The 25,486-nt window shown below is 42.9% G+C and carries 14 protein-coding genes; all 14 read left to right on the top strand.

The features are described from left to right. The first annotated feature begins 9 nt into the window (after nucleotides 1–9). The 14 genes from QZ574_RS12535 (at nucleotide 10) to QZ574_RS12470 (ending at nucleotide 25,290) form a co-directional block, all read left to right on the top strand. Nucleotides 10–2,685 (top strand): T9SS type A sorting domain-containing protein, encoded by a 2,676-nt coding sequence (locus tag QZ574_RS12535; protein WP_297089961.1) that lies wholly within the window; start codon nucleotides 10–12, stop codon nucleotides 2,683–2,685. Nucleotides 2,686–2,703: 18 nt separating this feature from the next. Further along, nucleotides 2,704–4,464 (top strand): alpha-L-fucosidase, encoded by a 1,761-nt coding sequence (locus tag QZ574_RS12530; protein ID WP_297089959.1) that lies wholly within the window; start codon nucleotides 2,704–2,706, stop codon nucleotides 4,462–4,464. Between the two features lie 89 nt (nucleotides 4,465–4,553). Next, entirely contained in the window at nucleotides 4,554–5,879 is a 1,326-nt protein-coding gene (locus QZ574_RS12525) for a nucleoside hydrolase-like domain-containing protein (protein ID WP_297089957.1), read from the top strand. A gap of 12 nt (nucleotides 5,880–5,891) precedes the next feature. After that, nucleotides 5,892–8,357 carry a glycoside hydrolase family 95 protein gene (locus QZ574_RS12520; RefSeq protein ID WP_297089955.1) on the top strand — a complete coding sequence of 822 codons (2,466 nt, stop codon included), beginning with the start codon at nucleotides 5,892–5,894 and terminating at the stop codon, nucleotides 8,355–8,357. A 20-nt stretch (nucleotides 8,358–8,377) separates the two neighbouring features. Next, nucleotides 8,378–9,472, top strand: a complete 1,095-nt coding sequence (locus QZ574_RS12515; protein WP_297089953.1) for a glycoside hydrolase family 88 protein — start codon at nucleotides 8,378–8,380, stop codon at nucleotides 9,470–9,472. 385 nt (nucleotides 9,473–9,857) lie between these two features. Then, nucleotides 9,858–11,237 carry a glycoside hydrolase family 43 protein gene (locus tag QZ574_RS12510; RefSeq protein WP_297089950.1) on the top strand — a complete coding sequence of 460 codons (1,380 nt, stop codon included), beginning with the start codon at nucleotides 9,858–9,860 and terminating at the stop codon, nucleotides 11,235–11,237. 166 nt (nucleotides 11,238–11,403) lie between these two features. Then, nucleotides 11,404–13,029, top strand: a complete 1,626-nt coding sequence (locus QZ574_RS12505) for a glycoside hydrolase 43 family protein (protein WP_297089948.1) — start codon at nucleotides 11,404–11,406, stop codon at nucleotides 13,027–13,029. 49 nt (nucleotides 13,030–13,078) lie between these two features. After that, nucleotides 13,079–15,832 carry a beta-galactosidase GalB gene (gene galB, locus QZ574_RS12500; protein ID WP_297089946.1) on the top strand — a complete coding sequence of 918 codons (2,754 nt, stop codon included), beginning with the start codon at nucleotides 13,079–13,081 and terminating at the stop codon, nucleotides 15,830–15,832. A gap of 23 nt (nucleotides 15,833–15,855) precedes the next feature. After that, a complete protein-coding gene (locus tag QZ574_RS12495) occupies nucleotides 15,856–17,124 on the top strand; it encodes a dockerin-like protein (protein WP_297089944.1) in 1,269 nt (422 codons plus the stop codon). 18 nt (nucleotides 17,125–17,142) lie between these two features. Further along, the gene (locus QZ574_RS12490) at nucleotides 17,143–19,683 is read left to right on the top strand and encodes a glycosyl hydrolase 115 family protein (RefSeq protein ID WP_297089942.1); all 2,541 of its coding nucleotides are present in this window, start codon (nucleotides 17,143–17,145) and stop codon (nucleotides 19,681–19,683) included. A gap of 3 nt (nucleotides 19,684–19,686) precedes the next feature. Then, nucleotides 19,687–21,600 carry a sialate O-acetylesterase gene (locus QZ574_RS12485; protein ID WP_297089940.1) on the top strand — a complete coding sequence of 638 codons (1,914 nt, stop codon included), beginning with the start codon at nucleotides 19,687–19,689 and terminating at the stop codon, nucleotides 21,598–21,600. A gap of 24 nt (nucleotides 21,601–21,624) precedes the next feature. Further along, nucleotides 21,625–23,079, top strand: a complete 1,455-nt coding sequence (locus QZ574_RS12480) for a glycoside-pentoside-hexuronide (GPH):cation symporter (protein ID WP_297089938.1) — start codon at nucleotides 21,625–21,627, stop codon at nucleotides 23,077–23,079. Nucleotides 23,080–23,095: 16 nt separating this feature from the next. After that, nucleotides 23,096–24,226, top strand: coding sequence for an endo-1,4-beta-xylanase (locus tag QZ574_RS12475; RefSeq protein ID WP_297089937.1), 1,131 nt, complete (start codon nucleotides 23,096–23,098; stop codon nucleotides 24,224–24,226). 92 nt (nucleotides 24,227–24,318) lie between these two features. Then, nucleotides 24,319–25,290 (top strand): glycoside hydrolase family 43 protein, encoded by a 972-nt coding sequence (locus tag QZ574_RS12470; protein ID WP_297089934.1) that lies wholly within the window; start codon nucleotides 24,319–24,321, stop codon nucleotides 25,288–25,290. Nucleotides 25,291–25,486 lie beyond the last annotated feature (196 nt).

Below are 25,486 nucleotides of genomic sequence, written 5' to 3'. Positions count from 1 at the left end.
AGTTGATTTATGAAATTTAGTGAAATAAAGGCGGTAAAAAGTCTGGCAGTACTCATTTTTGTCTTTCTATTCTTTGGAAAAGGATTTGGCAAGAATTACTACGTTAGTACCACCGGTAATAATAGCTCGAACGGCTCGGTAACAGCGCCCTTTAATACCATTGCAAAAGCTGCCCGAATGGTAAATCCGGGCGATACGGTTTTTGTAAACGGAGGAGTTTATTTTGAAGAAAACATAAGCCCGGCAAGCTCGGGAACTGAGAATGCCATTATTGTTTTTATGCCCAACCCTGGCACGGGAGAGGTGATTATTAAACATCCGGGTACCTCAATAGGCGATAATAATCCCGTTTTCAGTTTATCATCAAAAAACTATATCTGGATTGAAGGATTTTCCTTTAAAGACTTCAGCTATGGCAAAGCCGCCATAAATATTAGTCGTGGAGGAAACAATGTGGTAATCAATAACCGTTTCGAAAATTTGGGGAACAGAGAAGTTGGCAGCTGGGATGGAAATACCATTGTATGGCTGGGCTGGACAACACAAAATGTAATTCGGAACAATTATTTTATAAATTGCTTTGGCGATGGCATTGGCTATTTTGGATCGGGCTGCACACACAACCTAATAAGCAACAATACTTTTATTGGGTTTAAAGGAAAGTTGCGTAGCTGGGGCGGAAGCTACGAGTTTTCGGCAGCAGCAGGCGGTGGTGGCGATGTGCCCGATGGAAACAACATATTTGCTTTTAACTATTCGTACGATGTGCGTCATGCCATTTGGCTCGACAGGCACGGAAGCGGCAACATTCTTCTGCGCAATTATGCCAACACCGGCGACAACGGTATTTTTAACGAATCGAGGTGTGCGCAAAACATTGTTCAGGAGAACATTAGCCTGAACATGAAAAATGGATTTATGAGCTCGCACTACGAAAATACGGGCTGGACCATTGAACCTCGTTGGATAAACAATATAGCTTACAACAACAAAATCGGGTTTAATATTCATAAATCAGAACGCGACGAATTCCGCAACAATATTGCATTCAACAACACGGATTTTAACCTGATTTTTACCGAAGAAGCATTTTCAAATGCCCCGCATATTTTTGAAAGCAATTTGTGGTACTCTTCAGATAATCCCAATTCCATTGAGTTTAAAGACAGCCCCGTTACCGTCGCCGACTTTCAGAACGAAATTGGTGAAAATAACGGCCTTTCAGCAAACCCCATGTTTGTAAGCACCGTTGAGGGGAACGAAGATTTTGCCCTTCAGGCTACCAGCCCGGCAAAAAATGCAGGAGATAACGGTCTCGATCTTGGCGCTTTTGCAGCATATCCGGCAACGCCGTTTGGGTGGGACAGCACCCTTCAACTGGCAGGCAGGTTAGTATATTTCGAAACCATAGTGTCATCGGTTGAGCGCGGTACAACAGTGCAGTTCAGTTTAAAATTGAATAAGCCTGTAGATGAATCCATATCTGTTAAGATTTCCCCGGTTGCCGGCGATGCACGAATCGGAATTGATTTTACTTTATCGGATACTGTTTTAACTTTTGTACCCGGAGAATTAAGCAAAACAATTACCGTTTCAGCAATGGACAGTTGCGCGTTTGATAAAATTGTAGCCCTGCAAATTTCCGGGGGAACCAACGGCTTGCCCGGTGCCCGCAATCTACACCTGATACGAATTAATAAAACTCCGCAGGCATGGGCTTTTGCAGGATTTAATCAAAGCATCTGGGATTCAGACAACAACGGTAGCGAAGATGTGGAACTCGATGCCTCGTTAAGCAATAGCGATAACGGTTCTATTGTTTCTTATACCTGGAGCCGCGATGAAACTATAATTGCCACCGGCGTTAATCCTACGGTGAGTTTAGCGGTTGGCACACATACGCTTGTTCTTAAGGTAACCGACAATCTCGGAAATACAGATACCGACGAGGTGCAATTTACGATTAGCGAAAGTAACGGTATTTGGCTGGAAGCTGAATGTGGAACGGTTGGTTCGTTGTGGGACGAAATTGCCGATGAAGAGGCATCAAATGGCCAATATGTAACCATTAAAGAAGGTAATAACAGCACCGGCTCGGCACCGGTTAGTGCATCGGGTTTGTTGAGCTATACCTTTGATATATCCAGTGGTGGAAATTATTTTCTCAAGCTGAGAGTTCATTGCCCCAATGCAAACGACGATTCTTTTTGGCTAAAAATGGACAACGGTTCTTATTCAAGATGGAACGATATTGCTTCTTCAACCGGCTGGGCATGGCGCACTTATTCGAATACTTTTTACCTCGGGGCCGGTTCACACGAGCTTACCATTGGTTACCGCGAAGATGGCGCTAAACTGGATAAAATTTGGCTGACCACTGAAGATATGACGATTAGTGATGCCGGAGCCTCTGCTACGAATTGTACACCAACTTCGGTAAACTCCCGGGTAAAAAGAAACAGCATTGATATTTACCCCAATCCGGTAACACAAAATTTAACGGTTACTCTTAATAATAAACAGGCAGATTTGAGTATTTTTAATTCAAATGGTGTTGTTTTGTTCAACAGAAAAGAAGAAGGTCAAAATTGTACGGTTGATATGAGTGGCTTTAAGCCCGGAATTTATATCGTAAAAATAATACTCGACAATCAAATAGTTATTAAAAAAATAGTAAAACAATAAACCTAAAACCTTTACCACATGAGAACCATCCTTATTGTTGCTATGTTTATTTTAGCAATAGCGTGTACCAACCAACCCCAAAAACAATCTTTTTTACCTGATAAACTTTCTCCAATACCAGAGGTGCCGGAACTGCAGCCCGAAAATAGCGTCCCGAGAGGTGATGCCAGTGCATTTGCTGAAGTGAAACTTGCGAATCTACCTGTTGCGCCAGGCCCATACGAGCCTACCTGGGAAAGTATTGAAGCCAACTATCCGGGACAGCCGAATTGGTTGCGCGAAGCAAAATTTGGAATTTGGGTGCATTTTGGTCCTCAGGCTGCCGGAGAAAGTGGCGATTGGTATGCACGTCGCTTATACGATCCTAAAACCACTGCCTATAAAAATCACCTGGAAAAATACGGACATCCTTCAGAAGTGGGCTACAAAGAAGTACTGCGCGATTGGAATCCCGACCAGCTTAATCCTGCCGAACTTACTAAAATTTATCAGGATGCCGGTGCACGTTACCTCGTAATTCAAGGTGTTCATCATGATAATTACGATTTATGGGATTCGAAATACCAGCCCTGGAACTCGGTAAATTTGGGGCCAAAACGCGACCTGATGGGCGAATGGGAAAAGGCTTGTCGGGAAAATAATATGCATTTTGGTATAACCTTCCATCACGAATATACCTGGTGGTGGTGGCAAACCGCGTTTGGCAGCGATACCACGGGGCAATACAATGGCATTCCGTACGATGCAAACCTAACCCTTGCCGATGGAAAAGGAAAGTGGTGGGAAGGGTACGACCCACGGATGCTTTATGGAATTAATCTGCGCGAATACGATAATGTACCGGTAGCCTGTTATACCGGATGGAATACACCTGGGGGTGGTATTTTTACCAACCATATTCCCTACGCAAAATGGTATGCTACGCAATGGGCTTTACGTATGATGGATGCAATCGACAAATATAATCCCGATTTTATTTATACCGATGGAACCAAGTCGCAACCCTTTTGCGCCGAAGGTACCGGAAGCGGGTTAAAAGCCGATGCCATGCAGCGCGTAATTGCATACTATTACAATCAAACGCTTGCCCGCCGTGGCGATGTGGATGTGTTTAGCATTGTGAAATTTCGCCATAAAACAAACGGAACAGTAACTACCGAAGAGTTTGGTGCACCTGAAAAGATTAAAAACACCGAACCATGGATTGCCGAAATACCGGTTGGCGATTGGTACTATAGTCCAGGATTTACCTACGATGCAGGCATGGTTATTCGCTACTTGATTGAAGCTATTGCGCGCGATGGTAATGTGGCTATTTGTGTTTCGCCCTTACCAAACGGAGCACTTGATGAAGGAAGCCGTCAGATGTTAAAAAATATTGGCAATTGGATGCGCATAAATGGAGAAGCTGTTTATGGTAGTAAAGCCTGGGCACTTCCCGGAGAAGGTGAAATTGTTGATGGAAAACTAAAAATGCTGCCATCGGGTAAGTTGGGAAAACACCATGCAGAGTTTAAATTCAACGAGCAGGACTTTCGTTTTACAGTTGGCAAAAGTAATGAGATTTATGCTTTTTGTATGACCGTGCCGCAACCTGAAACAAAACTTCAGATAAAATCATTGGCCACAGGAGGTGAGTTAAAAGGTCAGCCTGTTAAAACGGTTCGTATGCTTGGTTTCGAGGGAGAACTGGAGTGGTCGCAGCAAAACGATGGCCTTTACATCACGTGTCCTGAAGAAATGGATTTTGCCACTTCGGTGGTGTTTGAAATAAAGTAAACATCGTAAACGATAAATTTATAATAAATAATTGGCAATGAGCCTTAATTTTTTGTTGCTAAATAGTCAATAATAAACGAATTGAACCAATGAGAAAACTTTTATTCCTGGTCATGTTAATGGCCACATTTACAATTCAAGCACAAGAAAATTTTACTAAACCACGTGTAATCAATACGACCGATTTGGGGGCCGACCCCGATGATGAGCAGTCGATGGTTCGGCAACTGGTAAGTTCAAACGAATTTGATATTGAAGGCTTGATAGTGGCAACAGGATGTTGGAAGAAAAACCAAAGCAATACTGCCATGCTCGATAAAATTGTGGATGCTTATGCAGAAGCTTATCCCAACCTAAAAATTCATGCTGAAGGATTCCCTCATCCTGATTATTTGCGATCAATTTCGGTAATGGGACAAACCGGTTACGGAATGGGCGATGTTGGTTTGGGAAAAGACAGCCCGGGCTCCGATTTAATTATAAGTTCTGTTGATAAAGACGATCATCGCCCGGTTTGGGTAATGGGCTGGGGTGGCATGAATACCGTTGCACAGGCCATCTGGAAAGTTCGCGAAACACGCACACCCGATGAGTTAAAAAAGTTTCTGAGTAAACTTCGCTTGTTTGATATATTAGGACAAGACGATGCCGGTGCCTGGATTGCCAAAAACTTTCCCGATGTTTTTTATATCAGGGCTAAAGGAGTGTATGGCTGGGCTCCGTCTGACGAATATTTGAAAGAACATATTCAAAGTCACGGTCCGCTGGGTGCTGCTTACCCGAATAGAAAATGGGCTACCGAAGGCGATTCACCCTCTTTTATGCATGTTTTTCCAAACGGCTTGAACGATCCTGAACAAATTGACCAGGGAGGCTGGGGCGGCCGCTTTAGTTTTTCAAAAGTTGCCGGTATACGTAGCATGTCTGAAGTTGCAAAGATTAATGAAAATGCAGAGCCCGGTTTTGATCCTTATTTTATGTATGGAAACACAAAAGAAAAAGGTCAGGCAATAAAACGTTGGAGCGAAGGTTACGATAACGATTTTGCTGCCCGAATGGATTGGAGTATAAGTGCTAATTACCAGGATGCAAACCATCATCCGTTGGCGGTATTAAATGGCGATAAATCGCGGCAGGTTTTGTACATCGATGCAATGGCCGGCTCGGCTATCGAACTAAATGCAGGTGATTCAAGCGATCCTGACAATGACATGCTAAGTTATACATGGACTTTTTACAAAGAGCCTGGCACCTATTCAGAAATGCTTGAAATTCTGAACGAGAATTCGCCTGAGGCTCAGGTGAAAATTCCGGCCAATGCAAAAAATAAAAAGATACATATTATTCTTGAGGTCACAGACAATGGCAAGCCAAGCCTCACCGCTTACCGTCGAGTAGTTATTTCAGTTTATTAACCGTTGGGATTTATGATGATAAGAATTGTAGCACTTATAAGCGTTTTAGCACTTTTTATTGGGAAGAACATAAACCTTCAGGCACAAGAAAATTTAAAACTGTGGTACGACAAACCGGCTGAATACTGGAATGAAGCCTTGCCTTTAGGAAACGGGCGTTTGGGAGCCATGGTTTATGGACATCCGGAGGTTGAGAACATCCAGCTAAACGAAAATACCTTTTGGTCGGGTGGCCCTTCGCGTAACGATAATCCCGAGGCATTGAAAGCATTGCCCGAAATTCGTCAGTTAATTTTTAATGGGAAATACAAGGAAGCTGAAACTCTTGTTAACCAAAAGATTAAACACCAGCAGCTTCAGGGCTCCAGGTATCAAACCATTGGGAACCTGAAATTATCCTTTCCCAAGCATGCCAAGTTTACCAATTATTATCGCGAACTCAATCTGCAAAATGCAACATTTACCACCAGCTACACTGTGGATAAAGTTGAATTTAAGCGTGAGGTGTTTGTGTCGCAACCCGACCAGGTAGTGGTAGTAAAACTTTCGGCCAGCAAACCCGGACAATTAACTTTTGTGGCCGATTTAAGCGGCCCGTTACAAAAAGGTATTCGTACTTTAGATGCATCAATAATCGAGATGACAGGGCTTTCAGGAAATCATGAAGGTGTTGAAGGACAAGTAAAATTTACGGCTCTAACCCAAATTAAAAACATTGGAGGCAGTGTTACCCAAAAGGATAATAAAATTGAGGTGACAGCGGCAGATGAAGTAGTACTGTTGATTTCAATTGCAACAAATTTTGTCGACTACAAAACCTTAACGGCCAACGAAACAGAGCGCTGTAAAAATTATCTTTCTGCTGCCAATAAAAGGACTTATAAGCAATTGCAACAGAATCATGTCAAGGCTTATCAGGAATTGTTTAAGCGTGTAAGTTTTAAATTGGAAACCTCTGTGGCTTCCAGTTTCCCAACCGATGTTCGGGTAAAATACTTCTCCAAAACCATGGACCCTGAGCTAGTGGTATTGTATTATCAATTCGGAAGGTATTTGCTCATTTCTTCGTCGCAACCCGGTGGGCAGCCTGCCAATTTGCAGGGCATTTGGAACGGAAGCACAAGTCCGGCATGGGACAGTAAATATACCATCAACATCAATACCGAAATGAATTACTGGCCTGCGGAAAAATGCAATTTGTCAGAAATGCACGAGCCGCTTATTCAAATGGTTCGGGACTTATCGGAAACCGGCAGGCAAACGGCAAAAAATATGTATGGCTGCAGCGGTTGGGTGGTTCACCACAACACCGATATTTGGCGAATTAGCGGATTGGTTGATGGCGCTTTTTGGGGCATGTGGCCCATGGGGGGGGCCTGGCTTTCACAGCATTTATGGGAAAGATATTTGTTCACCGGCGATGCACAATACCTTAAATCGGTTTATCCTACTTTTAAATCGGCCTGCGAATTTTATCAGGATTTTCTGATTGAAGAACCCAAAAATAATTGGTTGGTTGTCAGTCCTTCAATTTCTCCGGAGAATGCACCAAAAGGACACGGCACATCAGTATGTGCAGGGGCTACCATGGACAATCAGATTCTATTCGATTTATTCTCGAAAACAATAGCTGTTGCTAAACTTTTAAATGTCGATAATTCAGAACAAAAAAAGTGGCAAAAAATACTTGACCGACTGCCACCTATGCAAATTGGCCAACACGGGCAGTTGCAGGAATGGATGGAAGACCTGGACGATCCCAACGACAAACACCGTCATGTTTCCCATTTGTACGGACTGCACCCGAGCAACCAGATTTCGCCATACAGAACACCGGAATTATTTAATGCAGCTCGTACCACATTAAATCAGCGAGGCGATATTTCAACAGGTTGGTCGATGGGTTGGAAAGTAAATTTTTGGGCGCGTCTGCAGGATGGTAATCATGCTTTTAAATTAATTACCGATCAACTTTCGCTGGTCGATCCGAGCGAGACTTCTTTTTCGGCAAGCGGAGGCACCTATCCTAATCTTTTCGATGCACATCCGCCTTTCCAGATTGATGGAAATTTTGGTTGCACATCCGGAATTAATGAAATGTTGATGCAAAGTCACGACGGAGCCATTCACCTGCTTCCGGCGCTACCCGATGCCTGGAGCGATGGAGAAATAAAAGGAATAAAAGCCCAGGGAGGATTTGTTGTAGATATAAAATGGCAAAATGGTGAATTTGAGACGGCTACCATTCAATCTACCTTGGGAGGTAACTGCCGCATTCGTTCTTATGTGCCTTTAAAGGGTGTTAACTTGTTGGAAGCAAAAGGAGAAAATCCAAATCACTTATTTGCAGTTCCCGAAGTTTCGGAACCGTTAATTCATAACCAAAAATTATTAAAAGCCCCAAAAATTAAAAAGGTTTACGAATACGATATTCAAACACAAGCGGGAGAGATTATTAGTTTTAGCATAAAACAATAAAATAGCCTTATATCTAAATAATGAGAACGAAAGATTGTAGTTTTAATAGGGTGGTACTCGCAGTGCTTGCGCTGATAGTTTGGGGCTGTTCGGGCTCTGGCAGTCAAACCGATAAAGCCATACAGAAAAGCGCTGAAGAAGTGGGGGTGTTGATAAGCAAAGAATTGCTTTTGCGTCCCGATTTTATGCGCTACAATACCGGCGACGTTTACGCCATTCACTACGCTGAGGTATGTGCTGCTTATGGTGCAATTAAACTGGCCTTTCAACTTGAAAATAAAGAATTGGCCAATACACTCATCGAGCATTATAAGAAAGCAACACCGGAGTATATCTCCAACTCAAAAAATCATGTTGATGCCAATGTGTATGGTGTACTTCCACTTGAGATTTATAAGCACACCGGAGATGAAAACTATTTGTCCGAAGGAATTTGTTTTGCCGACGAGCAGTGGTTAGATACCTTGTCCAACGGTCTTTCATCACAAACACGGTTTTGGATTGATGATATATACATGATTGGCTGTTTGCAGGCACAAGCCTACCGAGCCACAGGGAAAACAATTTATTTAGAGCGAGCAGCATTCACGCTAAACGCATATATTAACGAACTTCAACAAGCTAATGGCTTGTTCTATCATGGCAATAATGCGCCATTTTATTGGGGCAGGGGCAATGGCTGGGTAGCCGCCGGTTTTGCCGAGGTACTTTCTGAACTTTCTTCAAAAAATCCATATTATCATTCAATTTTGGAAGCCTACAAAAAAATGATGCATACCTTGTTACAAAACCAGGCCGAAGACGGAATGTGGCACCAGGTAATTAACCGGCCGGAATCTTTTAAAGAAACATCTTGTACAGCCATGTTTGCGTTTGCAATGGCGCTTGGCGTGAAACATAAATTATTACCTCAAAAAGCATATAAAAATGCCTGTGTTAAGGCGTGGAATGGCCTGCAAAACTACTTAAACCCGGATGGCAAAGTACGAGAAGTTTGTGTTGGAACCGGGCAAAGTACTGAAATTGACTATTACTTTAACCGGCCAAGAGTTACAGGAGATCTGCACGGACAGGCGCCACTGTTGTGGTTAGCCAGCGAACTGCTTGATGAATAACTCCAGCAATATCTTTTTACTTTATTCTAAAAAAAATGGCTATTAGGGCTGGTAGCTTCTTTGTAAAATGGACTGTAATTGTATATTTATGAAAACTGAGTCGTTGTAAATGCCTGTATTTCAGCTGAAAATGTGCTATTTTTTAGTGTGTCTGAAATTAAAAATCAAATAGCTAAAATTGAAAGCCCCGACAGGAGATAAAATATACTTTTAGTGTCGTAAAATAAAGAATTTTGATATCACACCATATCCTGAATAGAGGTTTAGTTTGATAGATTAATAGTTAGTTAGTTAGTTGAAGTCTTAGAGTAACCACAGAGGTGGTTACCTAAGACTTAATTTTTGACTAAAAGGAAGAATTAAAACACCAACTAAAAATACCATTATGTTTAGAAGATTTTTAATCATTAGTCTATTATTACTTGTTGGTTTTGAAAATATTGTAAATGCCGACAACCCCATTGTGTCTCATCGATACCTTGCCGATCCGGGAGCATTGGTATACAATGGACGCGTTTACTTGTATTGTTCAAACGATAATCAAAATCCCTATGAAGGTGGCTACAAAATGAGTTCAATTGTATGCGTTTCAAGCAGCGATTTGAAAAACTGGACCGACCACGGAAAAGTATTTCAGGTGCCACAAGATGCCACTTGGGCTATAAAAAGCTGGGCGCCATCGCCGGTTGAGCGCAACGGAAAATTTTATCTCTACTTTGGTAATGGAGGAAACGGTATTGGTGTTGCAATTGCCGATAGTCCAACCGGCCCGTTTACAGATGCAATTGATGGCAAGCTGGTAACATCTGAAACCCCGGGAGTTATGCCCGCCGAACACATGTGGTTGTTCGACCCGATGACATTTATTGATGATGACGGGCAGGCCTATATGTATTTTGGCGGAAATGGGGAAAATAATATGCGCGTTATTAAACTTAACGACGACATGATTAGTGTTGATGGTAAAGCTACTTCGTTTAAAGTGCCTTATTTCTTCGAAGCTTCGTGGATGCACAAATACGAGGGCAAATATTATTTCTCCTATTCAACCAATCCCCGCAACGGAATGCGCATTGATTATATGGTTGGCGACTCTCCGGTTGATGGATTTACCTACGGCGGAGTAGTGTCGAATCAACCACCCGATAACAACAATAACAATCATCATGCTATATTTCAACTCGGTGGGAATTGGTACCAGGCCTACCACAATCGTGTTGTTGCAAAAAATAATGGAATACCTTCTGGCTACAGAAGAAACCTTTGCTTAGACGCCATTTTTCATAACGAAGATGGAAGCATAGAAACCATGGTAAATACCGTTGATGGCGTTCAACAATTGATGCATTTAAACCCATTTCAACGCGTTGATGCCGAAACTATAAATGAACAGAAGGGGATAAAAACTGCAGTTAACCTAAACGGAGGATTGCACCTTACCGCTATCGGAAACGGAGATTGGATAAAAGTTAAAGGTGTTGATTTTGGCGATGGAGCTCATTCATTCACAGCCAATGTAGCCAGCGGTTTAATAAATGGTGAGCCCAAAGGTGGCGAAATTGAAATACGTTTGGATGAAGAAAACGGAGCAGTAATAGGAACACTTGTTGTTCCCTACACCGGAGGTTTAGATGTTTGGAAAAAGGAAACAACAGTTTTAACAGAAACAAGTGGCATACACGATGTTTATTTTAAGTTTAAAGGCGACAGTGCTCAGCAGCTTTTTAATTTTGATTATTGGCAATTTGAAAAGAACCCAGACTAATCAAGGATAGCAGGAGTTGACAGTAAATAGCGTGTAGCATAAAAGCCACAACGGTATACTTTATTTTATAAAACCTATATCTAAATTTGAAAATAATGTAGGAGGGCGTTTAATACATTCGTACCTTATAAGCTACAGCAGAAAAGCAAAATCAAACTAAACAAAAATGTTGAACAGGTCAGCACAAAAAGGTATTGGTAATTTCGCCACATTGCGTTATGCAGTACTGGCAACAAAAAGGATTTTGTTGTACGTGTTAATATTTTTTATTTCCGCACCTGGTTTAGTTTGCAAAGCACAGCCAAATCAAGCTCGTAATCCCATAATATTTGCCGATATCCCCGACATTTCTATTGTTCGGGTTGATGATGTGTATTACATGAGCAGCACAACAATGCACATGAGTCCTGGGGTGCCAATAATGAAATCAAATGATTTGGTTAACTGGAACCTGGTAAATTACGCATACGATACATTGGCCAATGTTAATCCATTAAATTTAGTGAATGGTGAAAATGCTTACGGACGAGGTTCGTGGGCAAGCTGCATTAGGCATCATAACAACACCTTTTATGTATCAACCTTTGCCGGAACAACCGGAACAACCTATATTTTTTCTACCAAAAACATTGAAAACGGTTCATGGGATCTAAAGAAATTTCAACCTGCTTATCACGACCATACCTTGTTTTTCGACGATAACGGAAAAACATATATGATTTGGGGGGCGGGAAAATTAATGATTACTGAACTACAAAGCGACTTTTCAGGAATTAAAAAAGAAACCGAAAAGGTACTGATTGAAAATGCCAGCGCCCTGGTTGGAAACGAGGTTTATGTTCGTGCCGAAGGCTCTCAACTTTTTAAGCATAACGGAAAATATTATCTGTTTAACATTGTTTGGCCACGCAACGGCATGCGAACAGTGCTAATTTACCGGGCCGATAAAATTACGGGACCATATGTGGGGCGCATAGCTTTGCAAGACAGAGGTGTCGCTCAGGGCGGACTTATTGATACTCCCGATGGTAACTGGTTTGCATATCTGTTTCGCGATTATGGTTCGGTGGGTAGAATTCCATACCTCGCGCCGGTAAAATGGGAGAACGATTGGCCGGTAATCGGAGAAAACGGAAAAGTACCCCACGTACTCGATTTACCCGCCGGTAATGGATTAATTCCCGGAATTGTGGCATCAGATGAATTTGAACGAAAAGAAAATGAACGCGACCTGCCGCTGGTTTGGCAATGGAATCATAATCCGGTGAACGAAAATTGGTCGGTACGCCAGCGAAAAGGCTATCTACGTCTTACAACCAATAGAATTGACAACCAATTAACCCAAACCAGAAATACCTTAACTCAACGCACCATCGGCCCCGAATGTACAGGCTCGGTATGCCTTGATGTTACCAATATGAAAGATGGCGATTTGGCGGGGCTTGTCTTGCTCCAGAAAAAATATGGTTTGGTGGGTGTAAAGTGCGAAAAAGGAGTCAGAAAGGTAGTAATGATTAATGCCGGTAACGAAGAAGAAGAGATTGTTGAGTGTGTTCCACTGAAACTGAATACTATTTATTTAAAAGCATATTGCAATTTTACGGATTGCACTGACTTGGCTGATTTTTATTACAGCCTGGATGGCGAAAATTGGAAAAGAATTGGCAACCAATTAAAAATGTCGTATACAATGCCACATTTTATGGGTTACCGATTCGGACTTTTTAACCACGCCACAAAGAATATAGGAGGTTATGTCGATTTCGATTTTTTCAGAATTAGTCAAAATTGAGAAATCGATTCGAGAAAAAAATAAAAGATAGTTTAATAAAGATTTACAAATGACAACTACATCATATAAAGCTCAGATAAGCCGGTTGGGAGCAATTTATTTAATTGTGCTTGCCGGATTGGCTCAATTCTCATGCAGTTCTGAAAAAAAAACTCAAATAGTTCGCCAAAAACTATCCATAAACGAAGGTTGGAAGTTTTACAAGTACGAAAACGTTGGCGAGGCCGATGAGTTGATTTATGATGTTCGTCCTGACTTAAAAAATAACCAGGAGTTACGGGTTGCTGACGCAAAACCTACTGAAGCAGTTGATGTGTCTGCCAGCCAGGAAGTATTAAAGCCCTGGATTCTACCAACTGCAAACGGTTTTATCAATAACCCCAAAAATCATTATGTACGGCCGGAAGGCAAGCCCGGAGCCAACTTCCCATTTGTTCAGGGTGGTTTCGACGATAGTGCATGGGAAAGTATAAACCTGCCGCACGACTGGGCTATTGCTGGTCCTTTTCAGAAAGGCTGGGACTCGGAAGTTGGCGGTGGAATGGGGCGTTTGCCCAGTAACGGAGTAGCCTGGTATCGCCGAAAACTGAATATGGCAACCGAAGATCTGGATAAGGCCATCTACCTGCAGATTGATGGAGCCATGTCGTACTCAATGGTTTGGCTAAACGGGCACTTGGTTGGTGGCTGGCCTTATGGCTACAACAGCTATCAACTCGACCTTACACCATACCTTAAGCCAGGTGCCGATAATCAGTTGGCTATTCGTTTGGATAATCCAAATCATTCGGCTCGCTGGTATCCGGGCGGTGGACTGTATCGGAATGTTTGGTTGATAAAAACCAACAAAGTACATGTTGCCCAGTGGGGAACTTTTATTACCACGCCAAAAGTTTCAGAAGAAGCTGCTACAGTACGCTTAAAAACAACAGTTAAAAATGATTGTAAAGAGGGTGAAACGGTTGAAATAGAAACAGCTGTTTATGCATTAAGTGCCCAGGGAGTGAGAAGTTCAACACCGAATAAGGTTTTTGAAAAACAGGAAATTTCAATTGCAGCAGGTCAAAAAGCCGAAGTCATTAGCGAGGTTCAGCTGGATAATCCAAAACTTTGGGGGCCTTTTCCAACACAAACCCCAAACCTTTATGTGGCAATAACTCAACTGTATAAAAACGGAAAACTGATTGATGAATACGAAACACGCTTTGGCATTCGTTCGTTGGAGTTTGACCCAAACCGGGGAGTGTTGGTAAATGGCGAGTTAATAAAAATACAGGGAGTAAATAACCACCACGATTTAGGTGCTTTGGGAGCTGCATTTAACAAACGCGCTGCCGAGCGTCAACTGGAAATACTTAAAGAAATGGGCTGCAATGCCGTTCGAATGGCACACAATCCACCGGCTCCCGAATTGCTCGAATTAACCGATAGCATGGGCTTTTTGGTGATGGATGAGATTTTTGATTCGTGGGAAAGGAAAAAAACAGCTCACGACTTTCACCTGATTTTTCCCGAGTGGTCGGAAGCTGATGCCCGTTCGTTTATACGTCGCGACAGAAATCATCCCTCAATTATAATGTGGAGTTTTGGTAACGAAGTAGGCGAACAATACACCGGAGCCGAAGGTGCGGCTGTTGGCCAGCGTTTATACGATATTGTAAAAGAAGAAGACACCACGCGACCAACAGTTGTGGCCATGAATTTTGCCAAGCACGATATGGAATTGCCCAAAGTGCCCGATGTAATTGGCTTAAATTACCAGGGAGAAGGCATTCGTTGGGAGCCGCAATTTGAAGGAACCGACCGCATTCGCACTGCACCGTCTTACGATGCTTTTCATAAACAGTTTCCCGATAAAGTGATTTTAAGTACCGAAACAGCTTCGGTTTTTAGCAGCCGTGGTTTTTATACCTTCCCTGTAACTCCCGAAATCAGTTCGCCAACCCGCGACGGACAAGGGGGTAACTCCGAACTCAGCCATGTAAGTTCCTACGAACTGTATTGCGTGGATTTTGGCTCAAGCCCCGACCGCGTTTTTAAAGCACTTGATACACACCCGTTTGTTGCCGGCGAGTTTGTTTGGACCGGTTTCGACTACCTGGGCGAACCAACGCCTTACTACAACGCACGCAGTTGCTACAACGGAATTATTGATTTGGCCGGCTTTAAAAAAGACCGCTTCTTTTTGTACCAGGCACGTTGGCGCCCCGATTTCCCAATGGCGCACATTCTTCCGCATTGGAACTGGCCCAGGCGCGAGGGTAAAATCACACCGGTTCATGTGTTTACTTCGGGCGATGAAGCCGAGTTGTTTTTAAATGGCAAATCGTTGGGTAAAAAGAAAAAAGGCGAGTATGAATACCGCTTACGATGGGATGATGTGCTTTACCAACCCGGAACCTTAAAAGTGGTGACTTATAAAAACGGCAAAGTTTGGGCCGAAGAAGAAATTAGAACAACGGGCGAAGCAAGGAAGTTAACAGCATCAGCCGACCGTGAAATAATTACTGCCAACGGTAATGATTTGGCATTTGTAACCGTAAAAGTGTGTGATGAAGAAGGACTAATGGTTCCGAAATCAATGAATAGAATTGATTTTGAAATCTCGGGGCCTGCAGAAATAGTGGCCACCGATAATGGCGACCAAACCTGCATGACTTCTTTTACTTCGTTACAACGGAAAGCTTTTAATGGCATGGCGCTGGCTATTGTCAGAACTCAAAAAGGCCAGCCCGGAAAAATTATTCTTACGGCCAAATCAGAAGGTTTGGAAACGGCACAGCTGGAAATTGTTAGTAAATAAATGTCAACCTAAAAAACTAAACAATGCATAACAAACTAAGTCTGCTTTTGCTTGCCGTGTTTACGCTAATGTTGCTAAATGCCTGCAAACAAGAAATTCCGCTGGTTTATTCAGTAGAATGCACAAAAAGTGTTGCGCCCGAAGAGGTTGCAACGGATACTGCAGACTTAAAAATTGTAGCGCCTTTAACCGACCCGTTTGCCTGGTCGAACGGGCAAGGCCGATCAGAGAAATTTGCAGACTGGAGCCGAAGACGGGCAGAAATCGGTGCAGAAATTCAATATTACGAAATTGGTCCAAAACCATCGCGCCCTGACTCGATTGATGCGATTTATACCGGCGATTCCTTAACCATTACCATAACCCGTAACGGGCAGAGCCTGAAACTGGTTTCACATATTATTTTGCCCGAAGGAGAAGGGCCATTTCCGGCAGTTATTGGCATTGGAAAAGGCTCAGGCAGTTTGCCCGAAAAACTTTTCTCTGAACGCCAGATTGCGCAGGTGCCTTTTCAGTTTTGGGACGTAATGGCCTGGGAGCAAAAACGTGGACAGGAGCCAATAAATAAGCTCTATCCCGAATTAACTTTTATGGGGGCATACAGTGCGTGGTCGTGGGGAATTAGCCGATTAATTGACGGCCGCGAACTGGTTGCCGACGAAGTGCCAATTGATTTGCAACACCTGGCCATTACAGGCTGTTCGTTTGCCGGAAAAATGGCACTTTTTGGCGGAGCTTTCGACCAGCGAATTGCCCTTACCATTGCACAAGAATCGGGCGGTGGTGGTGCAGCAGCCTGGCGGGTTTCCGAAACTCTAGGCAATGTTGAAACATTAGGACGAACAAGCCATTTATGGTTTACCGAAAACCTTTTTAAATTTTCAAAATCAGTTGAAAAATTACCTTACGACCATCATGAGTTAATGGCAATGGTTGCACCGCGTGCTCTTCTGGTTTTAGGAAATCCGGATTACGAATGGTTGGCCGAAGAATCGGGGTATGTTTCATGCAGAGCAGCGCAACGCGTGTGGGAAACCTTTGGAATAAAAGACCGCTTTGGCTTTTCAATTGTAGCCGGACATCCGCATTGTAGGTTGCCCGAAGAGCAATACCCGGAAGTTGAGGCCTTTATTGAAAAGTTTCTTTTGGGCAATACCGAAGTTAATACTGTTGCTGAAATACATCCATACCCAAATGTAGATTATAAAAAATGGACAGCCTGGTGGGGCAGCAACAATCCGGTTTTTCCAAAAACAGAACTTAAAAACCAATCAGCTGAAAAAATAAATTAGAAAATCAAGAATCAAATCATGAATCAAATCAGTTTAGGGAAGAGAATTTTATTTGGAGTAGGCATATTAACTGCTTTTGTAACCCTGGCATTTGCAGGTAAGCGTTGCGATAATGTTATACCTTCATTTGTGAAAAACGAGCATAATTTTGTGCTTGCCAGCGAGAATTTTGCAACACCGGTAGTCATAAGTAATAACGATTTCGATGGTGTAAAAATGGTTGCAGAATGGTTTGTTAACGATGTTAAAATGGTGTGTGGCACGCAACCTGAAATTTACGAACAGGATTACCAGGAGCACACGCAAATTGTTCTGGTAGGAACAATCGGTAACAGCGAATTACTTGATAAATTGGTTGCTGATGGTTTGCTCGATGTTTCGGAAATTGAAGGACAATGGGAAAGAAGCCTCACCGAAGTAATTGAAAATCCTTTTCCCGGGGTAGAGAAAGCATTGGTATTGGCCGGAAGCGATAAACGCGGAACCATTTACGCCATGTTGAATTTATCGCGCGAAATGGGTGTTTCACCTTGGTATTTCTGGGCCGATGTGCCTGTAAAAACACAGGAAACCATTTTGGTAAATCCCGAACGAAAAATAACAAAAAGCCCTGCGGTAAAATACCGTGGAATTTTCCTAAACGATGAAGAACCGGCACTTGGCGGCTGGGTGCGCGAAAATTTTGATGGATTTAATTCCAGGTTCTATTCCCATGTTTTTGAGCTAATACTTCGCCAGCGAGGCAACTTTTTGTGGCCGGCAATGTGGGGTAAAGCCTTTTTCGACGACGACCCTGAGAATGGAGTTTTGGCTGATAAGCTGGGTGTTGTAATAAGTACTTCGCACCACGAACCCATGGGGCGTGCACAGGCCGAATGGAGCCGATACGGTTCTGGACCCTGGGATTATACAAAAAACAAAAAGGTACTTGCTGATTTTTGGGAGAAAGGAATGGAACGTAACAAAGATTACGAAACCATTGTAACAGTGGGTATGCGTGGCGATGGCGATAAAGCGATGGAAGAAGGAACAAACATTGCTTTGCTGGAAGGCATTGTAAACGACCAGCGCGAAATAATTGAGCAGGTTACCGGAAAAAGCCCTGAAGAAACACCTCAGGTTTGGGCCCTTTACAAAGAAGTGCAGGATTATTACGACAAAGGAATGCGGGTGCCGGATGATGTAACCTTGTTGTTGTGCGACGATAACTGGGGCAACGTACGAAAACTTCCGGCTATTGATGCCCCGGTTCATAAAGGTGGTTACGGAATGTATTACCATGTTGATTATGTTGGCGGCCCACGAAGTTACCGATGGATTAACGTAAGCCAGATTCAGCGGATTTGGGAACAGATGAACCTGACCTGGGAGCATGGGGTAGACCGTATTTGGGTGTTAAATGTGGGCGATCTGAAGCCAATGGAGTTTCCGACCAGTTTTTTCCTGGATATGGCCTGGGACCCGGAAGCTTTTAATGCCGATAACTTATTTGACTATACCGTTGATTGGTGTGCCGAATTGTTTGCCGAAGAATATGCCCGAGAGGCGGCAAGAATTATAAACCTCTACACCAAGTACAATCACCGGGTAACACCCGAGTTGCTCGACGAAAATACCTACAGTCTCGAAAATTACAACGAATACGAACGGGTGCGCAACGATTATCGCGACCTGGCTTTTGATGCATTACGTTTGTATAATTTTATACCCAATGCCTACAAAGATGCTTTTGACCAATTGGTGCTGTTTCCAACAAATGCCAGTGCCAATTTGTATGAAATGTATTATGCCGTGGCCAAAAATCATCACCTGGCAGCTGAAAATAATCCGGAAGCCAACTACTGGGCCAACGAGGCGAAAGCCTGTTTTAAACGCGATTCGCTTTTAACGGTGCATTACAATACACAAATTTCAGGTGGAAAATGGAACCACATGATGGATCAGACAAAAATCGGTTACAAATCGTGGAACAACCCGCGAAAAAATATGATGCCCAAAGTTATTCGGGTGAAAGAAGAAAAGGTTTCTGCTGAAAAGCTTGCGTTTAAAGAGGCTGACGGTTATGTGTCAATAGAAGCAGCTAACTATCAGCAAAGCGGCACAAGCGAAACAATTAAATGGAAAGAGATAACCGACCTCGGAAAAACAGAATCGGGGATAACAACCTTTCCGCAAAATGCTTATCCAAATAAAAAAGACGAGGTATACCTGGAATATGCTGTGGAATTTGAGTCAACCGGAGATGTTGAAGTGAGTGTACTTGTTTCGCCAACCCTGAACTTTAATGCTAACAAGGGATTACGGTATGCCATTTCGTTTGATGGTGATGCAGAGCAAATTGTGAATTTTAACGAAGCGTACCGCGGTGAGTTAGGCCCATGGCAAGCCAATAGGATTATTACCACAAAAACAACACACAATATCGATAAAGCAGGTGTGCATCGCCTACGAATTCGGGTACTGGAACCAGGAATTGTTTTACAGAAAATTTTAATTGATACCGGAGGTTTAAAGCCGAGTTATCTTGGACCACCGCAAAGTGAACAAGTAAAATTGTAAAAAATGAAGAACAATAGGATACTATTAAATAGCATCGTTGTATTGCTGTTGGTGTTGTTTTGCGGCACCTTAAATGCAGCAGTAAAATTGCCTCGTTTGGTAAGCAACGGCATGGTGCTGCAGCGCAACGAAACCATTTGTATCTGGGGCTGGGCCGATGCCGAAGAAAATGTTGAAATAGAATTCTTAAATAAACAATATAAAACCAGGGCGGACAGGAACGGAAACTGGCAGCTTGAGCTAAACGCAATGGCTGCCGGTGGTCCGTATTCAATGAAAATTAATGATATTGAACTCAACAATATTTTGGTTGGCGATGTATGGCTTGCCTCGGGTCAGTCAAACATGGAACTTTGGTTAAGTCGCGTTACCGATTTATATGCCAATGAAATAAGCCGGATAAATAATTCGGATATTCGCTTTTTTCGTTCATCAACCCGCGAAAATGCCGAAGATGCAAAAAGCGATTATCCCGATGGAAAATGGCTGCCCGCAAGCCCGGAAAATGTGATGGGATTTTCGGCTGTTGCCTGGTTTTTTGCCAGTAAAATTCACGAACAAGAAAAGGTTCCGGTTGGGATTATAAGCACTGCAATAGGCGGTTCGCCGGCCGAGGCCTGGTTAAGCAACGAAAAAGCAAGGCCATTTTTAAACGAATGGCTGGAGTGCAAAGCCGAAATCGATGCCGAAAATGAAAAACGAAGCGATGCCGATAAAGCCTACAATTGGTGGCACGAAGTAAATAAAAACGACCCGGGCGTAGGAAAATGGTCGAAAAACGATGTTGATGTTTCCAGGTGGCCACAGATTTCTTTACCCGGTTACTGGAATGATAAAGGAGTAGATATTAGCAACGGTTCAATTTGGTTTTGTAAGGAGTTTCAACTCGACGAATCCCTGGCTGGTGAAGAAGCGATTTTGCGCTTGGGACGTATCATTAACAGCGACTCGGCCTTTGTAAACGGAACTTTCGTGGGGAATATTACTTATCAATATCCACCGCGCATTTATACCATTCCTGAAGGTGTTCTTAAGGCCGGAACAAACAAGATAATGGTTCGCGTATTTAACCAGGGCGGAAGAGGTGGTTTTGTGGAAGAAAAACCCTACGAAGTGCGTGTTGGTAACAAAGTTATCGATATTACCGGCGACTGGCACTATCACATTGGGGCCGAGCTAAATCCACCCAAATCAAGTGGAAGTCTTTCGTTTCGTCCGGGCGGGCTTTTTAATTCTTTAATCAGTCCTATAAAAAACCAGTCAGTCAAAGGTGTTATCTGGTATCAGGGCGAGTCGAACACCGGGCGCCCCAATGAGTATGCCCACCTTTTCAAAGATTTGATACTGGACTGGAGAACACAGTTGAACCAGCCCGAATTGCCGTTTTTATATGTGCAGTTGGCCAATTTGGGGCTTCCTAAAAAACAACCAGGCGAAAGCGGTTGGGCCCAAGTACGTGATGCACAACGCCGTGTATTGGAGTTACCCAATACCGGAATGGCAGTGGCTTTTGATTTGGGCGAGTGGAACGATATTCATCCCTTAAATAAAAAAGAAGTGGCAAATCGCCTGGCGCTCGAAGCACAACGGGTGGCTTATGGAAATCAGGAAGTAGTTAGCTCCGGACCATTGTACAGAAGTATGGAAATACAAAACGGCGCCATTGTACTAAGCTTTTCATCAGTGGGAGAGGGTTTGTTTGCCAATAACCTGCTCGAAGGATTTCAGATAGCCGGTGATGATGGCAGTTTTGTTTGGGCAAAAGCAGTAGTGTTAAGCAAAAACACGGTAAAAGTGTGGAGCGATAAAGTGCTTCAGCCCAAAGAGGTGAGGTATGGCTGGGAAGATAATCCGGAGTATGCAAACCTAAAAAACAAGGCCGGCTTACCCGCTTCGCCATTTACAACCGAAAAATAGTAAAAACCAATAATTCAAAATAAAATGAACACGAAATCACAGAAAGTATCGGTTCTCGAAAAAATAGGTTATAGCCTCGGAGACCTGGCTGCCAACCTTGTTTTTCAAACACTGGTAACTTTTCTTGCCTTTTTTTATACCGATATTTATGGCTTGAAAAACGACCATGCATCGGTAATTATGCTGGTGGCCGGCCTGGTGGCTGCGGTATCATTTAATCCAATAATTGGCGCTTTGGCCGACCGAACCAATTCGCGCTGGGGAAAATTTCGCCCCTGGATTTTATTTACAGCTATTCCCCTGGGAGTAATTGCTATACTGGCTTTTACAACACCAAATTTTTCGTACAAAGGAAAACTGATTTATGCCGCTGCAACCTACGCTTTGTTGCTGCTTGCCTACGCAGCCAGTAACCTGCCTTATTCGGCATTAAGTGGTGTGATAACAGGCGATATGTCGGAGCGTAACAGTTTATCGTCGTATCGTTTTGCGGCGGTTATGTTTGCGCAGTTTTTTGTTCAGGTGTTTATGCTGCCCATTATCTTACATGTGGGTAAAGGCGATAAAGCAGCCGGAATTGAGTCGGTAATGACATGGATGGCCATCATTGGTACCGTTTTGCTGCTGATTACTTTTTTAACCACAAAGGAACGCGTTGTTCCGAGTTCCGAACAAAAGTCAACCTTAAAAGAAGACCTGGGCGATTTGTTTAAAAACAAACCCTGGATAATAATGCTAACACTAACCGTTCTGATTTTTGTAACACTGGCAATGAAAGGTGGTTCTTACGTATATTACTTTAATAACTATGTTGACGAAGCCGAATTGAAAAGTGCTCTTCAGCCTGTTCTGGATTCGCTTTCGGCAATAGGGCTGAACTTTTTTGAATCAGATATTGCTTCGGCAGGTTTTGGTTTATTTAATGCCGGTGGTATCATTTTCTCAATGATTGGTATTGCGGTGTCGAGTAAACTGGCTAACAAATTCGGAAAACGCGATGTATTTGGTTCCACCTTGTTTATTGCCACCTTGTTTATTATTTCCTTTTTCTTTTACAATCCGAAAGATGTGCGCTTAATGTTTTTAGCACAGGCCTTGCACATGTTTTTTTACGGTGTTACAACACCTATTCTTTGGGCTATGATCGCCGATGTAGCCGATTACTCGGAGTGGAAGAATAACCGACGGGCTACAGCCATTATTTTTTCGGCCATGATGGTTGGTCTAAAAGGAGGACTTGCCATTGGTGGAGCTATTGTTACCTGGGTACTTGGCCTGTACGGGTACATACCTGTTGATGCCACCGATGCCGAAGCGGTAATTGTGCAACCTGAAAGCGTGGCGCAAGGAGCCAAAATGCTGGTAAGTATTTACCCTTCAATTCCGTTTTTAATTGGTGTGGCACTTCTGTTTTTTTATGAAATAAATAAAAAGAAAGAAGTTCAAATTCAGGAAGAACTGTTAATAAGAAGAATGTAAACTAAAAAAAAATAAAATGAAGAATTTAAGAAAATACTTTTTAATACTTGCGGTTGCAGCAGTAATTTTTTCGTGTGCAACTGAAACAAAAACAGAACAGTCCATAGTGTTGAAAGATGCTTTTGCTGAGCAGTTTTACATTGGTACGGCCCTAAATGCCAAACAACTAATGGGGCAAGACCCCGAGGCCATGCGGGTGGTAAAAGAACAATTTAACGCCATTGTTGCCGAAAATTGCATGAAAAGCGAACGTCTGCAGGCGGAAGAAGGAAAGTTTACCTTTTCGCTGGCCGATAAATTTGTAGCGTTTGGCGAAGAAAATAACATGTTTATTACCGGCCATACTTTGGTTTGGCACTCGCAGGTGCCAAAGTGGTTTTTTACCGATGAGGAGGGAAATGATGTTTCGCGTGAAGTGATGATTGAGCGCATGAAAAACCATATTTACACCGTTGTTGGCCGCTACAAAGGCCGGGTAAAAGGCTGGGATGTGGTTAACGAAGCTGTGCTGGATGATGGCTCGTACCGAAACAGTAAATTCTACCAGATAATTGGCGAAGATTTTATAAAACTGGCTTTCCAGTTTGCCCACGAAGCCGACCCCGAAGCCGAGTTGTATTACAACGATTATTCGATGCATAAAGCCGGCAAACGACAAGGTGTTGTGGCCATGGTTAAAAAACTTCAGGAAGAAGGTGTGCGGATTGATGGAATTGGAATGCAAACCCACATTGGAATGGACTACCCAAAACTGGAAGATTTTGAAAGCAGTTTGAAAGCGTACATCGGACTTGGTGTAAAAGTAATGATTACCGAGTTGGATTTGAGCGTATTACCAATGCCCGATAACAATGTGGGGGCAGAGGTGTCGGCCAGTTTTGAGTACCAGCAAAAACTAAATCCATATACCGAAGGATTACCTGACGAGGTAAATACAAAATACGAAGAGCGCTACCTTGATTTTTTCCGTTTATTCCACAAATACCAAAACGATATTACCCGCGTAACACTTTGGGGTGTTTACGATGGTCAATCGTGGAAAAACGACTGGCCAGTAAGAGGTCGCACTGATTATCCTTTGTTATTTGATAGGGAATATCAGGCCAAACCGGTGGTTGCCAGGATTATTGATGAGGTTAAGAAATAGAAGATATCGGTAAAAAAGGACAGGTATCTTACCACAGGTGTTAATCAATAACTGGTTTTCGCCTGTGGATAAGGTATTTAACACATTTTATTATGAAGAAAAAACGCTACTTAGTAGACTATTTATATACTGCCGACCCGGCAGTGCACGTATTTAACGATAAGCTTTTTATTTACCCATCGCACGATGTGGAGTCTGGAATACCCGAAAATGACAATGGCGACCATTTTGATATGCGCGATTACCATGTTTTTTCAATGGAAGATATTGATGGAGAGGTTACCGACCATGGAAATGTGCTGGATGTGAAGGATATTCCGTGGGCAGGCCGCCAGTTGTGGGACAGCGATTGTGCTTGTAAAAACGGCAAGTACTACCTTTACTTTCCGTTGAAAGACAAAACCGATATTTTCCGGATTGGGGTTGCTATTAGCGATAAACCCGAAGGACCTTTTGTGCCACAAGAGGCTCCAATAAAAGGAAGCTACTCAATTGACCCTTGTGTTTTTGAGGATGAAGATGGAAGTCATTACATGTACTTCGGTGGATTGTGGGGCGGACAGTTGCAACGTTATCGCAACAACAAAGCCATTGAAAGTGGTCAAGAGCCGGCCGACGACGAACCGGCTCTGCCTGCAAGGGTTGTAAAACTTCGCGAGGATATGCTGGAGTTTGGTGAGGAGCCAAAAGCGTTGGTTATTCTCGACGAAAATGGCGAGGAGTTAAAAGCAGGAGACCACGACCGTCGGTTCTTCGAAGCCTCGTGGATGCATAAATACAAGGGCAAATATTATTTCTCGTATTCAACCGGAAATACGCACAAATTGTGCTATGCCATTGGCGACAATCCTTACGGCCCTTTTACGTACCAGGGAGTTATTTTAACGCCTGTGGTTGGCTGGACGACTCATCATTCGATTGTAGAGTTTAAAGAAAAATGGTATTTGTTTCATCATGATAGTGTGCCATCGGGTGGAAAAACCTGGTTACGCAGCATGAAAGTTGTGGAGCTTGAATATGATGAAAATGGAAAAATAATTACCATTGAAGGGCGAGACGAGTAGAAAGGATAAAAGTGCTTTGGCACATAAAATTTAAAGTTAAAGTTACTCCAATTTTGTACAGGAGTAACTTTAATTTTCATGCCTTCCCATTCACAAAAGTAATGTTAAAAAAATACAATATCGTGCAAATATGGTATTGTTTGTAAAAGTGAAAGTGTTCTATATTTGCCGCATTGTAAATCAGCTTGTTATCGGA

It is taken from the genome of uncultured Draconibacterium sp., from assembly GCF_913063105.1.
In the GTDB taxonomy this organism is placed as follows: Bacteria; Bacteroidota; Bacteroidia; order Bacteroidales; family Prolixibacteraceae; genus Draconibacterium.
This window is presented reverse-complemented; position numbering and strand designations above follow the sequence as displayed.

Bases quoted from the DNA above. Each gene is read 5' to 3' on its own strand.
- galB (WP_297089946.1), top strand. From the start codon at position 13,079: ATGACAACTACATCATATAAAGCTCAGATAAGCCGGTTGGGAGCAATT.
- QZ574_RS12475 (WP_297089937.1), top strand. From the start codon at position 23,096: ATGAAGAATTTAAGAAAATACTTTTTAATACTTGCGGTTGCAGCAGTA.
- QZ574_RS12470 (WP_297089934.1), top strand. From the start codon at position 24,319: ATGAAGAAAAAACGCTACTTAGTAGACTATTTATATACTGCCGACCCG.
- QZ574_RS12515 (WP_297089953.1), top strand. From the start codon at position 8,378: ATGAGAACGAAAGATTGTAGTTTTAATAGGGTGGTACTCGCAGTGCTT.
- QZ574_RS12520 (WP_297089955.1), top strand. From the start codon at position 5,892: ATGATGATAAGAATTGTAGCACTTATAAGCGTTTTAGCACTTTTTATT.
- QZ574_RS12535 (WP_297089961.1), top strand. From the start codon at position 10: ATGAAATTTAGTGAAATAAAGGCGGTAAAAAGTCTGGCAGTACTCATT.
- QZ574_RS12490 (WP_297089942.1), top strand. From the start codon at position 17,143: ATGAATCAAATCAGTTTAGGGAAGAGAATTTTATTTGGAGTAGGCATA.
- QZ574_RS12495 (WP_297089944.1), top strand. From the start codon at position 15,856: ATGCATAACAAACTAAGTCTGCTTTTGCTTGCCGTGTTTACGCTAATG.
- QZ574_RS12530 (WP_297089959.1), top strand. From the start codon at position 2,704: ATGAGAACCATCCTTATTGTTGCTATGTTTATTTTAGCAATAGCGTGT.
- QZ574_RS12485 (WP_297089940.1), top strand. From the start codon at position 19,687: ATGAAGAACAATAGGATACTATTAAATAGCATCGTTGTATTGCTGTTG.
- QZ574_RS12505 (WP_297089948.1), top strand. From the start codon at position 11,404: ATGTTGAACAGGTCAGCACAAAAAGGTATTGGTAATTTCGCCACATTG.
- QZ574_RS12510 (WP_297089950.1), top strand. From the start codon at position 9,858: ATGTTTAGAAGATTTTTAATCATTAGTCTATTATTACTTGTTGGTTTT.
- QZ574_RS12525 (WP_297089957.1), top strand. From the start codon at position 4,554: ATGAGAAAACTTTTATTCCTGGTCATGTTAATGGCCACATTTACAATT.
- QZ574_RS12480 (WP_297089938.1), top strand. From the start codon at position 21,625: ATGAACACGAAATCACAGAAAGTATCGGTTCTCGAAAAAATAGGTTAT.